Annotated in this window: 10 protein-coding genes and 2 pseudogenes; 7 read left to right on the forward strand and 5 right to left on the reverse strand. The window is 61.3% G+C overall.

Going from position 1 to position 14,185, the window contains the following annotated elements:
* Positions 1-12: 12 nt before the first annotated feature.
* The 5 genes from X771_RS153210 to X771_RS153190 form a co-directional block, all read right to left on the reverse strand.
* Positions 13-1,176 (reverse strand): mandelate racemase/muconate lactonizing enzyme family protein, encoded by a 1,164-nt coding sequence (locus tag X771_RS153210; protein ID WP_023687861.1) that lies wholly within the window; start codon positions 1,174-1,176, stop codon positions 13-15.
* Positions 1,177-1,207: 31 nt separating this feature from the next.
* Positions 1,208-2,305, reverse strand: coding sequence for an ABC transporter ATP-binding protein (locus X771_RS153205; protein ID WP_023687862.1), 1,098 nt, complete (start codon positions 2,303-2,305; stop codon positions 1,208-1,210).
* Positions 2,306-2,429: 124 nt separating this feature from the next.
* Complete coding sequence (locus X771_RS153200) at positions 2,430-3,320, reverse strand: carbohydrate ABC transporter permease (RefSeq protein ID WP_023687864.1); 891 nt, start codon at positions 3,318-3,320, stop codon at positions 2,430-2,432.
* Positions 3,317-4,276: a sugar ABC transporter permease gene (locus X771_RS153195; RefSeq protein ID WP_023681191.1), complete on the reverse strand. Its 960-nt coding sequence runs from the start codon at positions 4,274-4,276 to the stop codon at positions 3,317-3,319. Before X771_RS153195 ends, X771_RS153200 begins: the two co-directional genes overlap by 4 nt.
* An 81-nt stretch (positions 4,277-4,357) precedes the next feature.
* On the reverse strand, positions 4,358-5,836 hold the full coding sequence (locus X771_RS153190; RefSeq protein ID WP_031202596.1) for a sugar ABC transporter substrate-binding protein: 1,479 nt from the start codon (positions 5,834-5,836) through the stop codon (positions 4,358-4,360).
* A gap of 205 nt (positions 5,837-6,041) precedes the next feature.
* Here X771_RS153190 and X771_RS153185 point away from each other — a divergent pair, with 205 nt between their 5' ends.
* The 7 genes and pseudogenes from X771_RS153185 to X771_RS1000000169175 form a co-directional block, all read left to right on the forward strand.
* On the forward strand, positions 6,042-6,752 hold the full coding sequence (locus X771_RS153185) for a GntR family transcriptional regulator (RefSeq protein ID WP_023681193.1): 711 nt from the start codon (positions 6,042-6,044) through the stop codon (positions 6,750-6,752).
* A gap of 54 nt (positions 6,753-6,806) precedes the next feature.
* Positions 6,807-7,973, forward strand: coding sequence for a mandelate racemase/muconate lactonizing enzyme family protein (locus X771_RS153180; RefSeq protein WP_023687866.1), 1,167 nt, complete (start codon positions 6,807-6,809; stop codon positions 7,971-7,973).
* 56 nt (positions 7,974-8,029) lie between these two features.
* Positions 8,030-9,388 (forward strand): mandelate racemase/muconate lactonizing enzyme family protein, encoded by a 1,359-nt coding sequence (locus tag X771_RS153175; protein ID WP_023687867.1) that lies wholly within the window; start codon positions 8,030-8,032, stop codon positions 9,386-9,388.
* 59 nt (positions 9,389-9,447) lie between these two features.
* Positions 9,448-9,774 (forward strand): NIPSNAP family protein, encoded by a 327-nt coding sequence (locus X771_RS153170; protein ID WP_023687868.1) that lies wholly within the window; start codon positions 9,448-9,450, stop codon positions 9,772-9,774.
* A gap of 8 nt (positions 9,775-9,782) precedes the next feature.
* Entirely contained in the window at positions 9,783-10,985 is a 1,203-nt protein-coding gene (locus X771_RS153165; protein ID WP_023687869.1) for a mandelate racemase/muconate lactonizing enzyme family protein, read from the forward strand.
* A 71-nt stretch (positions 10,986-11,056) separates the two neighbouring features.
* A pseudogene (locus X771_RS01000000164935) lies at positions 11,057-11,407 on the forward strand (hypothetical protein); the annotation flags it as partial.
* A 2,345-nt stretch (positions 11,408-13,752) separates the two neighbouring features.
* A pseudogene (locus tag X771_RS1000000169175) lies at positions 13,753-13,920 on the forward strand (VCBS repeat-containing protein); the annotation flags it as partial.
* Positions 13,921-14,185 lie beyond the last annotated feature (265 nt).

A 14,185-nucleotide genomic window follows, 5' to 3' on the forward strand; every position in this document is an offset into this window, starting at 1 on the left:
GTTGAGATGGAACTACCAGTTCGTAACAGACCCGTCCCGGCGCCTGAGGTGAGGCGCTTCCCAGAAACGAAAAGCCTCCGCCCGGACCGCCGCTTCGTTGACCTCGACGCCGAGCCCCGGCAGGTCGCTTACCGGATAGTCGGGACCGTCGAGCCGTGGCTGCACGGGGAAGAAGTCGGAATTGTCGAAGCCCAGCTTCGTCTCGGGTTCCCTGGTCTCGAGCCACGCGAAGTTGGGTACCGCGGCGGCGAGATGCAGGGTCGCGGCCGTGCACACCGGACCAAGCGGATTGTGCGGCATCAGGTCGACATAGTGCGCCTCGCTCCAGCCGGCGACTTTCATCGCCTCGGTGAGCCCGCCGACATTGCAGACATCGAGACGGTTGAACTGATGGATGCCGCGCTCGATGTAGGGCAGGAACTGCCACTTGCTGGCAAATTCCTCGCCGATGGCAAAGGGAATGTCGGTCATCCTGCGCAGGGATTCGTAGGCTTCAGGTGTCTCGTCGCGGATCGGCTCCTCGAGAAAATCAAGCACGCCGCGGCCGAGCTTGTTGCAGAAGCTCGCCGCCTCTGCCACCGACAGCCGATGATGATAGTCGATGCCGAGAACGACGTCGTCGCCAAGCGCCTCGCGCGCCTTGTTCAGCATGCTCGCGGTAGCGCCGATCGACTCGCGGGGTTCGAAGATGTCCCTGCTGCTTTGCCCTGCGGGGAAGAAGCGGATCGCCTGCCACCCCCGTGCGCGCAGCTCCCGGGCTCGTTCGATGGCGACGTCGCCCTCGGCCTCGTCTCCGGTCGAGGCGAAGGTGGGGATGCAGTCGCGCTGCTTGCCGCCCAGCAGTTCGTAGACAGGCACCCCCAGCGCCTTGCCCTTGATGTCGTGCAGGGCGATGTCGATGGCGGAAATCGCCGCCTGCAGAACGCGCCCGCCCTCGAAGTACTGGCTGCGATATGCCTCCTGCCAGATCCGCCCGATCTGCATCGGGTCGCGGCCGATGAGAAACTCGCGATAATGCTCGACCGCGCCGGCAACGGCCTTTTCGCGCCCGCTCAAGCCGCTCTCGCCCCAGCCGAAGACGCCCTGGTCGGTCTCGATCTTGACGAGCATCTGATTACGCGTTCCAACCCATACAGGATAGGGTTTGATCGCGGTGATCTTAAGCTTTTCAGTCATCCCCAACGTTCCCAATGAACCCCGTCTTGTCTCAGCCGGCCTTGAGGGCCAGTTCAGTTTCGCCATCGAACAGATGCAGCCGCTCCTGGTCGAACTCGAGCCAGATCTGCTCGTCAGGTGCGACGGCGATGTTGGGGGACACGCTGATGTTGACGATGGCGCCTGACAGCAACGCCTGCACGAAGGTGACGTCTCCGGTCGGCTCCACTGTATAGGCCGTGGCCGGGACGCTGCCTGACACCGCGCTCTTGTGGAGCCTGATGGTCGAGTGACGTGCGCCGAGCACGACTTTCCTCGACGTTGCCTTCGCAACCTTCCGGGCGTTGAGCGGCGAGAGCTCAAGGCTCCAGCCCTCCGCGCCGGTCAACGCAGTGTTGCCGTTTGCTGTCGATGCCTCCAGTGGAACAAGGCTCATCGCCGGGCTGCCGATGAAGCTGGCGACGAACATGTTCACCGGATGGGCAAAGACCTGCGCCGGAGAATCGTATTGCAACAGGTAGCCGCCGTTCATCACCGCCATCTTGTCGGCCATGGTCACGGCTTCGAGCTGGTCGTGCGTGACATAGATGATGGTCGCCTTGAGGTCCTGGTGGAAGCGCTTGATCTCCGAGCGCATCTGGACGCGCAGTTTGGCGTCGAGGTTGGAGAGCGGCTCGTCCATGAGGAAAACGGCAGGGTCGCGGACGAGGGCGCGCCCCAAGGCGACACGTTGCTGCTGCCCGCCTGAAAGTTCGCGCGGCTTGCGCTCGAGCAGGTGCGTCATGTCGAGCACGCGCGCCGCTTCCTTGACCTTCCTGTCGATCTCGTCCCTGGGCAGCTTGCGCATCTGCAGCGGGAACGCCAGGTTCTTGTAGACCGATTTCTGCGGGTAGAGCGCGTAGTTCTGGAACACCATCGCGATGTCCCGGTCCTTGGGGTCGAGGTCGTTGACCACGCGGTCGCCGATGACGATGTCGCCCGATGTGACCGGGATCAATCCCGCGACAAGATTGAGCGTGGTTGTCTTGCCGCAGCCCGAAGGGCCGACGAGCGCAACGAACTCGCCGTCATTGACCGTCAGCGAAACGTCGTTGACAGCTTTGAAGCCGCCATAGGTCTTGACGAGATCTCTCAGGACCACGTGGGCCATCGGCAACTCCCTACGGCATGATGCCGAAAAGTGTGAAGCGGTTTTCGGACGACATCATGCTCTATCTCTTTGATTTAGAGGCGGATTCAGATTTCAGGTCGAACAGACCTGAAATCATCCGGCTCTAGTGTTTGACCGCGCCTTCTGTAAGGGCGCGTACGAAGTATCGTTGCAGGAGGAGGAACAGCACCACGACGGGCACGCTCATCATGAAGCTGGCCGCCATCAGGCCCGGAAAGTCCGTCGTATTCTCCGAGAAGAAACGCTGTATGCCGACCGGCAGGGTCAACTGCTCGTTCTTGGAAAGGAAGGTGTAGGCATAGATGTACTCGTTCCAGGCGCCAATAAAGGAATAGATCGCGGTGGCGATGATTCCGGGCGTCGAGAGGGGCATCACGATCAGGATGAAGGCCTGAAACCGTGTCGCCCCATCGATGCGCGCCGCCTGCTCGAGCTGCACCGGAATGTTGTCGTAAAAGCCCTTGAGCAGCCAGATCGCCAGCGGCAGGCCGAAGGTGAGATAGGTGAGAATGAGCGAGCCATGGGTGTTCACCAGCCCGATCGCGCGCATCAGGATGAAGAGCGGCACGAGAAAGATCACCGCCGGGAACATGTTGCGCAAAAGCACGGTGAAGAACAGGAAGTTTCGACCGGGGAAACGAAAGCGCGAAAAGGCGTAGGCCGCAGGAACGGCCACGATCACCGAAAGGATTGTGGTGACCGTGGACACGTAGAGGCTGTTCCAGAAAAAACGCAGGAAGTCTTGGCCGACGCTGTTTTGCGGATCGAGCAGCTTCTGGTAGCTGGCCAGGGTAGGCTCTTCCGGCCACCATTGCGGCGGGAACTGCATCGCCGCGAAGCCGGACTTGATCGAGGTGATCAGCATCCAGATCATCGGCAACGCGGTGTAAAGCAGCATGAACACGAGGAAGATGCGCCCGGCCCAACGCCATCCGTCGATGCGCATGCGGCGCCGGGCCGGACCTCGAGGGGCTGTCGCGACGATCGTGCTCATGCGCTCCCCTCTTTGCGCTCGTTGCCGGCCAGCGCACGAACGTAGAAGTAGCCCAGCACCATCAGCATGAGGAACAGGAGTACCGAATAGGCCGATGCGACACCCCATCGCTGCCGGCCGAAGGCGAGCTCATAGATGTGGGTGATCCAGATATGCGACGCGTTCGACGGCCCGCCACCGGTCATGATCCACGGGATGATGAAGGAATTGAAATTGGCCACCGCGAGCAACAGGATCGTCACCGTCGAGACGTTGCGCAGATGCGGGAAGGTGACGTGCCAGAAACGCTGCCATGCATTGGCCCCGTCAACTTCCGCGGCGCGCAGCAACTGGTCGGGGACCGTCTGCAAGCCGGCCATCATCATGATCATGGCAAACGGAAACTCGCGCCAGATATTGACGACGATCAAGGAGGGCAGCACCGTGCTGACGTTGTCGATGAAGTTCGGCGGCCGGTCGGCCAATCCGAGGCCGACCAGCACCGCGCCGATGATGCCGAAGTCCGAATGGTAGATCCACTTCCAGATATAGGAGGCGGCAACCGCGCTGATGACCCAGGGAATGATCAGGATAGCGCGCAGGACGCCCCGGCCGATAAACTCGCGGTGGAGCGCCAGCGCGGCGGCAAACCCAAGGGCAAAGGCAACGAAGGTGGATGCGATCGTCCAGATCAGGGTGTTCAGGGTAACTTTCCAGAACACCTGACTGGTGAGGATGGCCGTGTAGTTGTCCAATCCGATGAAGGTCTTGTCGCGGAGCTGCAGGCCAGGCGGCGTCTTAAAGAACGACAGCTCGACCGTGTAGTAGATCGGATAGGCGATGACGATGAGCATCACGGCGATCGCTGGAAGCACGTAAGCGTAGTCGGCGCGATGCTCCCAGATATTCCGCAGCACGCCGGAGCTACCGGGTTGCAATCTTCGGCGAGCCTCGGCCTTGCCGGTCACGATCGTCACGATGGCGTGCCCTTATTGTTCGGAGCAAACCGGCTGCACGCACTATCGGCGCAGCCGGTCGGATCGCAGGTCAGGCCCGGACTAGAGTCCGTCCATCAGGTTTTTCACCTTCTCGGCCGCGTCGTCCGCTGCCTGGTCGACGGTCATCGCTCCGGTCAGGGCGTTCTGCAGCATGTCCGGGACGATGATATTCATGATCTCGGGGGATTGCGGCAGCGCCGGGAACGGAATGCCGTATGGCAACATCGAGGTGGTGACATCGAGGAACTTGATGTTGTCCAGACGTTCCTTCATCCATTTGGTCTTGAAGCCGTTGAGGTTGCCCGGGTTCGAGCCGGCATACGCCATCTTCAACGACCATTCAGGGCTCGTCCACATGCAGATGATGGCCTTTGCGGCCGGCTCGTCCACCTTGCCGCCGTCGACATATTCGGGCTTCAGGATGTGAATGTTCGAGCCGCCAAACACGACGGCCCGCTTGCCGTCGGGGCCGGTCGGAATCAGGCCATAGCGCATGTTGTCGATGACGGTCTGCGCCTTGTCCTTGTCGGCGCCCGTTGCCTTCTTCTGCAGGTCGAGCATGACGTTATAGTCGGACGGGTGCGAGACCATCATGCCGAGTTGGCCGGCGACGAACAGGGGCTGGTTATCGGCCTGCTGGTTGGTGAGGGCCGAGACCGGAACCGACTTGTCGCGAACATACATGTCGTAGGAGGCTTGCAACGCCGCCTTGCTCTGCGGGCTATTGAGCTCGACCTCCTTATAGGTCGGGTTCGCGGAGGCTTCGTCGAAGACACCGCCGCCATAGGCCCATAGTTGCGGCATGAAGCGGTACGGCGTGTTGCCGGCGTTCTTGCGCGCCACGAGGCCGTAGCCGGCTATGCCGAGCTTGTCATGGATCTGCTTGGAATATTTGACGACGTCGTCCCAGGTAGCCGGAGCCTTGTCCGGATCGAGGCCCGCACGCTTGAAAATGTCGGCGTTCCAGATGAACGCCATCGTCTCATTGTTGGTGGGAATGCCGTAGGTCACGCCATCCCAGGTTACCGCCTTCATGGCGCCGGGCCAGAAATCCTCTGTGGGATAGCCCACATCTTCCGGCTTGAGCGGCTGCAGATAACCCTTCGAGGCGAACTCGGTTCCGCCCAGGATTTGCAGGCGGACCGCCATCGGCGCGGCGTTGCCCAGCAGCGCCGTGCGGAATTTGTCGAGAAGGTCGTTGTAGGTGAGGGCCTGATCCTCGAGCTGGATGTTCGGATAGGTCTTGCGGAACGTCTCGAAGAAATCCTTGTAGTACTGACGCAGCAGGTCGGGGTCGCCCTCGAACACGCCCTGATACCAGAAGGTCAGTCGCCCTTTGTAGTCGAGCGGGGTGACCTTGCCGCAATCGGCGGCCGTGTCGAAATCCTGTGTGCCGGCGATGGAGCGCACATATTCCGGCGACCACTTGCTCAAATCGACCGGCGGCGCACCCAGCGCCGATCCCGACATGAGCGACGCCATCAAAGCAGTGAAGACAGTGCCGCGCAGGACGGCACCGCCGAGTGTAATCCTCGTCATAGTATCCTCCCAGATTCTCCCATGCCGCTGTGCGCCAAGGGGCTCGTCCGACCGTGCGGGATGCGTCCTTCTGCTTAATGTATCCCTTCGATCATCTGGTACGTTTTCAGATCGTGGATTGCCTGTCAACGCACCCGATCGTACATTGTTTGCAAAACCCGTGTATGATATCGAGCATGTGATGTACTAATCGGGGGAGCCGGCTTTGGCCGAAACAAGCGATTTCAAAGCAGAGCCACCCGTGGGGATTGATCCCATCGGGGCGTCCAGCGAGGGCGCCTCGCTTTATGAACTGATCCGGGAAGACATCATCGAGGGACGGCTCGCCGCCAACGAACGACTTGTGGTTACCGATCTCGCCCGGCGTCACGGCACCTCGACCAACCCCGTACGCGAGGCGCTGCAGCTGTTGCGAGGGGAGGGCTTCGTCACCTTTGTCGCCAACCGTGGCGCGCGCGTCCGGCCCATAGACCAGGATTTTGTCCGGGATATCTACGAGATCGGAGTCCTGATCGAGCCGGCCCTGACGCGATGGTTCGTGAACATGGCGACCGGCGAGGACATCGCCGAACTCGAACGCATCCAGGCTCTGATCGAAGAGAACAACTTCACCGACACATTGCGGCACAGTGAACTGGATACCGCCTTCCACACCGTAATGTACCAGCGCCACTACAACCGCCATGCCGCCGAGCTTTGGTGGAAGCATCGCGAAGTGCTGCGAGCCGTGAGCCGGCGTTTCAATTTCACGCTCGCGCGGCGGGCCGCCATCATGCGTGAACACCGCGAGCTCATCGCGCATATCAAAGCCGGAAATGCCGACGAGGCGGCCGAACTCATTGCCCGCCATGTCGAGGGTTCCGGCCGGCACGTTCTCGAACAGATGCGTGCGCGCAACGCCGCTCGGGCCGGATAGAATTTCCAGCCCAGAAAATCATTGGTCCGGCCATCAGACAGAGGTAGTTGAGAGATGAAAATCACGAGCGTTCGGCCGTGGCTGATCAAGTCCGATGCTTCCTATTGGGGAGAGTTCCTGTTCGTCGAGGTGACGACCGACGAAGGGGTGAGTGGCTGGGGGGAAATCACCACCACCACAAGGCTCGCCAACCGCGCGCTCTGCACGATCCTGCGGCAGATCGGTGTTGCCATCACAGGTGAGGATCCGGCGCGCATCGAGCATCTCTGGCACAAGATTTTCCGCAGCTTCACCTATATGGGCAGCCGCGGCGCCGCAGTCGAATGCGTGAGCGCTATCGACATAGCGCTCTGGGACATTCGCGGCAAAGTTCTAGGCAAGCCGATCTACGAGCTGCTGGGCGGACCGGTGCGCGATGAAATCGCGCTCTATACCCATCCCAACCAGGCCAAGTTTACCAGCAAGGAGGCTGTGGTCCGCGAAATTCGAGACATCGTCGAATCCGGGCACACCGGGCTGAAGTTCGATCCTTTCCCCCACCAGGGTCGCACCGCCGATGGCTTGGCGCGCGAACAGCGGGACGGCTACCTCGATGGCAGCATGACCCGCAAGGACGAGCGCGAGGCCGCCGAGTTGACGGCTCTGATCCGCGAAACGGCGGGGCCCGATGTCGACATTCTCATCGATGCGCATGGCCGCTTCGACGTCCCCACCGCCATTCGCCTCTGCCGGAGCCTCGAGGAAGCCGGCCAGATCGACTGGTTCGAGGAGCCTTGTCCGCCCGAGAGCCTCAATGCCCTCAAGCAGGTGCGTGAGAAGGTCAGCGCCGCTATCTCGTGGGGCGAGCGCGGCCACACCAAGTGGGATTTCGTGCCGGTGCTCGAGAACAGGCTTGCGGACTACATCATGCCGGACGTTACCTGGACCGGCGGCATTACCGAACTGAAGAAGATTTCCGCCCTTTGCGAAGCGTACTATATCCCGGTCTCGCCCCATGACGCCGCGGGACCGATCAACGTGGTTGCGGGAGCGCAGGTGATGATGACGGTTCCCAACTTCTACAAGCTCGAAACGTCGCAGTGGAATCTCGATAAATACAATCACCTCATCGACGAGCCACTCGATGTCTCGAACGGCAGCCTCAAGCTGGCGTCGAAGCCGGGTCTCGGTGTCGAGATTAACCGAGACTACCTGCAGGCCCACGAGATAGAGCTTGGCTAGCAACGCTTATGCAGGCCGGGGGTGCGGGGCGCCACCAATCAGAACGAGGATAAGCCATGGCAAAGACGGGTAGCGCCGGCGAGGCGCTCAATCGGGTAAATACGAACTCCAGGCCGAGCGACCTGCGCATCACCGACCTGCGCGTTGCCGAGATCGTCGGCGCGCCGTTCACCTCCGCGCTGGTCAAGATCTACACCAACCAGGGCATTGTCGGCCTGGGCGAAGTGCGCGACGGCGCCAGCGCGACCTATGCGCTGATGCTGAAGAGCCGGTTGCTGGGCGAGAACCCTTGCGACGTCGACCGGCTGTTCCGCCGTATCAAACAATTTGGCGGCCATGGGCGGCAAGGTGGCGGTGTCTCCGCAATCGAGATCGCGCTTTGGGACCTCGCCGGCAAGGCGTATGGCGTGCCGATCTACCAGATGCTGGGAGGACGGTTTCGCGACAAGGTGCGTGTCTATTGCGACACCGACGCGGACAAGCCCAGCGGCACCGAGACCGGAAAGCGGCTCAAGGCGCGGATGGATCTCGGTTTCACCTTCCTCAAGATGGATCTCGGTCTGGCGCAGATTTCGCACATATCGGGCGCAGTGGTGGCGCCGGCCGGCGTGCTCGACGGTTTCCGCAGCCATGCCGCGCGCGGTCCGGCACGCACGCTGGCCGAGCGCCGGGCGCGTAATGCCGCCTATGATGCGCATAACGTGCCGCATCCCTTCACCGGCCTCCACTTCACCGAAAAGGGCATCGACCTGCTCGACCAATATATCCACGAGGTCCGCGAGGTGATCGGCTACGAGGTTCCGCTCGCCATCGACCATGTCGGCCACATCTCGCTGCAGGACGGCATCCGTCTGGCCCGGCGGATCGAGAAATACGCACCGGCCTGGCTCGAGGACGTGATCCCCTGGCAGTACACCGAGCAGTATCGGCAGTTGCAGCAGGCGACGTCGGTGCCGATCTGCACCGGTGAGGACATCTACCTCAAGGAAGGCTTCGAGCCGCTGCTCAACGCCGGCATCTCGGTCATCCATCCGGATCTGCTGACCACCGGCGGCATTCTCGAGACCAAGAAGATCGGCGACGCGGCGCAGGAGCATGGCGTCGCCATGGCCATTCACATGGCGGAAAGCCCGATCGCGGCAATGGCCGCCGCGCATGTCGCGGTAGCGACGGAAAACTTCATGGCGCTCGAATACCACAGCGTCGAGGTCGACTGGTGGGACGATATCGTCACTGGCCTGCCCAAGCCGCTGGTCAAGGACGGCTTCATCACCGTACCCGACAAGCCGGGCCTGGGCATCGACGACGTCGTCGACGAAGTGATCAGCCAGCACCTGCAGCCCGGCGTCACCGGCATCTGGCAACCGACGGATCATTGGGACGATGAATATTCCTGGGACCGCACCTGGAGCTGACTCTATACCTCTCCCTTGGGGAGATCCCTTTGGGGGAGAGATGAACAGAAGGATCGACCATGATCTACGAACTTCGCATTTACGACTGCCTGCCGGGCCGGCTGCCAGCGCTGCTCAAGCGTTTCAACGACCATACCTTGGCGCTGTGGGATAGACACGGCATCCGCCAGGCCGGGTTCTTCACCACGGTGGTCGGCGAAAGCAGCAATCGACTGACCTATTTCGTCGCCTGGGAATCCCTTGCCGAGCGCGAAGTGAAATGGAAGGCCTTCACCACCGATCCGGCCTGGCTCAAGGTCCGCGACGAGTCCGAGCGCGATGGCCCGATCCTGGCCAATATTTCCAGCCAGTTTCTCGCGCCAACCGCCTTCTCGTCGGTGAAATAGAGGACATCATGAAAATCACCGATCTGCGCTGCGCCGTCATCGGCAAGCATCCCATCGTCCGCATCGTCACCGACGAAGGCCTCCATGGCCTCGGCGAGGTCGAATACACCAAGCCTTACCTCAAGCCCTGGGTCCTGCATTTCCGCGACGCGCTGATCGGCGAGGACCCGACCGACGTCGAGCGCGTGATGCTCAAAATCCGGCAGCGGGGCTCGTTCAAGCCTTATGGCGCCGCCGTCAGCGCTATCGAGCATGCTCTCTGGGACATCGCCGGCAAGGCCGCCGGCGTCCCGGTCTACAAACTGCTCGGCGGCAAGGTGCGCGACAAGGTGCGGGTCTATAACGGTTCCATCCGCAAGAAGCGCACCGGGGACAGGCCGGAGGATTACGCGGCCGACGTCAAATGGATGATGGAGCGGCCGGAAGGTTTCTTCATGGTCAAGCAAGGCATCTCCTTCCATTCCAACATGAAGACCAGCGTTCCCGACTTCCACTATGGCGTGCGCCAGCCGCCGACCTATCACGGCGCGATGGACCAGGGGCAGATCAGCGAGCGCGGCATGGCGCATATGATCGAATGCGTCATCGCCATGAAGGAGGTGCTCGGCGATAAGGTCTCGCTGGCGTTGGATTGCGGCCCCGGTTGGTTCCTGCCTGACGCCATCCGTTTCGCGCGGGCCGTCGAAAAATACAATCTGATGTGGCTGGAGGATATGCTGACCGGCGACTACGTGCCGTGGGTCAATCCGCAGGCCTACCGCGAACTCACGACATCGACGGACACCCCGATCCACACGGGCGAACAGATTTATCTGCGCCATAATTTCAAGGAACTGATCGAAACACAGGCTGTGCGCGTCATCGGTCCGGACCCCGCCGATATAGGCGGTATCGCCGAGCTCAAATGGGTGGCCGAGCATGCCTATATGCACTCGATCATGATGGCGCCGCACGGCACGGCGAACGGTCTGCTGGGCCTAGGCGCGCTGATCAATGTCTGCGCCACGCTGCCGGCCAACTACATCGCCTTCGAATATCCCAGCGCCTCCGATCCCTGGTGGGAGGACATCGTCATCGGCCTGCCCAAGGGGCAGATCGTGAAAGACTCGATGATCGACCTGCTCGAAGCTCCGGGCCTTGGCGTCGACATCGATGCCGAAGGCGCGAAGAAATACCTGGCGGAAGAGGACGCCGGTTTCTTCGACCAATAAAAGATCCAATGCGGCCTGAGCGTCATCCTGAGCGTCATCGTCGAAGCCCGGCGGCCAGCGCCAGGCGGTCAGCGACGCTGACCGGCATGAAGATCCTGCTGCTGGACGAGCACACCGCAGCGCTTGATCCGCGCACGGCGGCCTTCGTGCTCGACCTCACACGCAAGATCGTCGAGGAGCAGAAACTGACGGCGCTGATGGTCACCCATTCGATGCGCGACGCGCTCGATCACGGCACCCGCACCGTCATGCTGCACGAAGGCACCATCGTGTTCGACATTGCCGGCGACCAGCGCAAGAGCCTCGACGACATGCTGAACCTGTTCCGGCAGGCGCGCGGAGACGAACTCTCCGACGACAATTTGCTGCTTGGGATGGGAGCGAAGCAGGCGGCGAATATAGGGGCGAATAAGACGGTCTGAGGGACGGGGAGACCCTGCAGAGCTTGACGGTGAGCAGGCACACTTACGACGTATGCGGGTGGCCGCCCTGGCTAGGCAACGTCAAGACACTGAGGGGAGCGCCGTTATGCGGTCGCTCCGCTGGCAGGGGCGCATGGGGCTCCATGCGCAACCCATGCGTGCAAAATAAAGCTGTGGATATCTGGGTTGTGACGGGTCGCCGTCGTATAAACCAAGTCAAGCAGGAGTAGCGTCAAGCAACTGGCTAGGGGGATTCAATGAAGCGGTTGCTTTTTGGCGCGGCTATGTTTGCCGCTGGCGTCTTCGGCGCGGATATATCTTCACTTTCTTATATTAGAGGTGGCGCAGGAATAGAGGCCTTTGCGCAGAGCGCCTCGCCCGGGGCGCCAGCCAGCAGCGGTTTCGGCAATGGCGGCGCCGCGCTGGGCGGCGGCTCCGCCAAGCCCGCCCCGGCGACAGGCGCGACAGGTGACGCGGCGACGGGCAGCCCTGATGCGGCGGCCAAGGTTGGCGCCAAGCCGGCGGATGCCAAGGCAACCGACGGCGAGGCGAGCGACACCAAGGCTGCCGATACGAAGCCGACCGATACAAAAGGCAAGGCGGCCAAGGAGACCGATACGGAAGCAGCGCCGGAGGAGCCGGCAGCGGCCGTGGCGGCTACTGAGGCAGCCACGGCAACCGACAGCGGCGATCCCGAGGCGATCGGTACGCCGAAGGTGGACCTGCCCAAGGCTGGCGGCAACGGTAATCTGGGTTATGGCATCGGCATCGATGTTCCGGACTTCCACGGCATCGAGCCGCAGATTGCGCTCAACTACAACTCTTCACGCAAGACCAAGATCGGTGACCTCTACCAGGGCTGGTTGGGCTATGCCTGGGGCCTCGACGGCTTCGACGTGATCGAACGCGCAACGCCCGGTTACGGCATGCCGGCCTTCGACGCCAACGACATCTATCTGCTTGACGGCCGGGCGATGGTGGCCTGCGTTGCCGGCATGATTTCGCCGTCCTGCGCCACAGGTGGCACGCATGCGACGGAGAATGAGAGCTATCGGCGCATTGCGCTGAACAGCACCACAAACGAGTGGAAGGTGACGGATCGTGACGGGACCGTCTCGACGTTCCGCTCGGTGGCGGCGGTTGCCAATCTGACGCCGACCGCCGGCACGCCGGCCTATGACCTGGCGATGAGCTATCGCTGGCTGCTGACCTCGGTCACCGACACCAACGGCAACAGCGTTGCCTACAGTTATGCCTGTGCCAGCCCGGTCTGTTATCCCACTACGATCACCTACAATGGAACGGTGATCGGGTTTCATTACGAGACGCGGCCCGATACGATCCTGATGGGCAATGGGCGCGACATCTCCGAGACGACCCTACGCATCAAGTCGATCAGTGTCTGGACCAGCAACGTGCTGCGCAGTGCCTACAAGCTGACCTACGACCAGGCGCCGTTTTCCAACACCTCACGGCTCACCGCCGTCACCCGTTACGGCACCGATGCGACCGTTGTACCCGACGGCACGATCTCTGGCGGATCGTCGAAGTCGCTCGGCCAAATGGTTTATCAGAACACTGATGGCGTTTATTCAACGATCAATGCGCCAATTTACGGATCTCAGACATTACCCGGATCACATCCGCAAAGCGTTGGAGACTTGAACTTCGATGGCCGCGACGAAGTATTCGGAGAATCTGATCAGACGACGACCAGACATTCGGGAGGACATGAGGGCGACACTACGACAACCAAAACATTTTACGAAAACACATACCGTTTTGGCCCTACCGGTGCTCCTGCCGGCTCGAATTCATTGACGATAGCCGCACATTCAATCACGAATAGTCCTGACGATGACGTCGGCATCTTTGCTCAGCCCGGTCGCTTTATTGCGACAAAATCGACGGAAGATTTTGGCTTTTCGATAACGACTAGCACGATGAATGGAGCCACTGGCCATGTAACCACGTCGCGCACCCAGTCGATTGGAATCACAGATACTCTGCTTGCGTTGACAAAGGCGAATTGCGATCCATCTCCTCCAGCAGGCTATCAGGCCGTTTGCGATGGACTCCCGGATATTCCGTCCGGATCTTCACCCCGTCCCTCAGTCATCGCAGACGGTGATGGCGATGGCATTGACACCGCCAATCACGTCGGTGGCGGTGAACCCAGAACAGTAATCGGTGTCGGCGACTTCCTGGGCAACGGCAAACAGCAGCCATTCTTTTGGGGTAGCGGCGGAACGGCACGGAAGGGAACGCTTTCGAGCGGCGTCTGGCAGAAAAGCGGACCATCCTTCAGTATCAGCTGCCCGGCACAGGAATCTCAAACCTCCGGCATGTGTGTGTTTGCCGATCTCAATGGCGACGGGGCAACGGATGTTTTCCGCTTCGGCGGTAGCGGCGTCGCGGTCTGGCTATCGACGGGCGTCGGCTTCAAGAGTTACTCGATTTCCTCGATGTCGGGAACATCTGCCATCCTGCGTGACTTCGACAATGACGGGCGCACGGATGTCATCACCATAGACGGCGCGCTGAACCTCCCGCAGCAGTGGAGGGTCGACACGGTCAGGATTTTCTCGCTTCGCCCGTCTTCGACGGCGATGACGCCGGTACAGTTCACGCTGCCTGCGACAGCGAAAGCAGGTACGGTCATCGGCGATTTCAACGGCGACGGCCTGCCGGACTTCACCAACTACAGCAGCATGTTCATCTCGAATGCCGGCACCGGCAATCCGANTCAACGGCGACGGCCTGCCGGACTTCACCAAC

This window comes from Mesorhizobium sp. LSJC269B00 (genome assembly GCF_000502815.1).
In the GTDB taxonomy this organism is placed as follows: domain Bacteria; phylum Pseudomonadota; class Alphaproteobacteria; order Rhizobiales; family Rhizobiaceae; genus Mesorhizobium.

Bases quoted from the DNA above. Each gene is read 5' to 3' on its own strand.
- X771_RS153210 (WP_023687861.1), bottom strand. From the start codon at position 1,176: ATGACTGAAAAGCTTAAGATCACCGCGATCAAACCCTATCCTGTATGG.
- X771_RS153205 (WP_023687862.1), bottom strand. From the start codon at position 2,305: ATGGCCCACGTGGTCCTGAGAGATCTCGTCAAGACCTATGGCGGCTTC.
- X771_RS153200 (WP_023687864.1), bottom strand. From the start codon at position 3,320: ATGAGCACGATCGTCGCGACAGCCCCTCGAGGTCCGGCCCGGCGCCGC.
- X771_RS153190 (WP_031202596.1), bottom strand. From the start codon at position 5,836: ATGACGAGGATTACACTCGGCGGTGCCGTCCTGCGCGGCACTGTCTTC.
- X771_RS153180 (WP_023687866.1), top strand. From the start codon at position 6,807: ATGAAAATCACGAGCGTTCGGCCGTGGCTGATCAAGTCCGATGCTTCC.
- X771_RS153175 (WP_023687867.1), top strand. From the start codon at position 8,030: ATGGCAAAGACGGGTAGCGCCGGCGAGGCGCTCAATCGGGTAAATACG.
- X771_RS153170 (WP_023687868.1), top strand. From the start codon at position 9,448: ATGATCTACGAACTTCGCATTTACGACTGCCTGCCGGGCCGGCTGCCA.
- X771_RS153165 (WP_023687869.1), top strand. From the start codon at position 9,783: ATGAAAATCACCGATCTGCGCTGCGCCGTCATCGGCAAGCATCCCATC.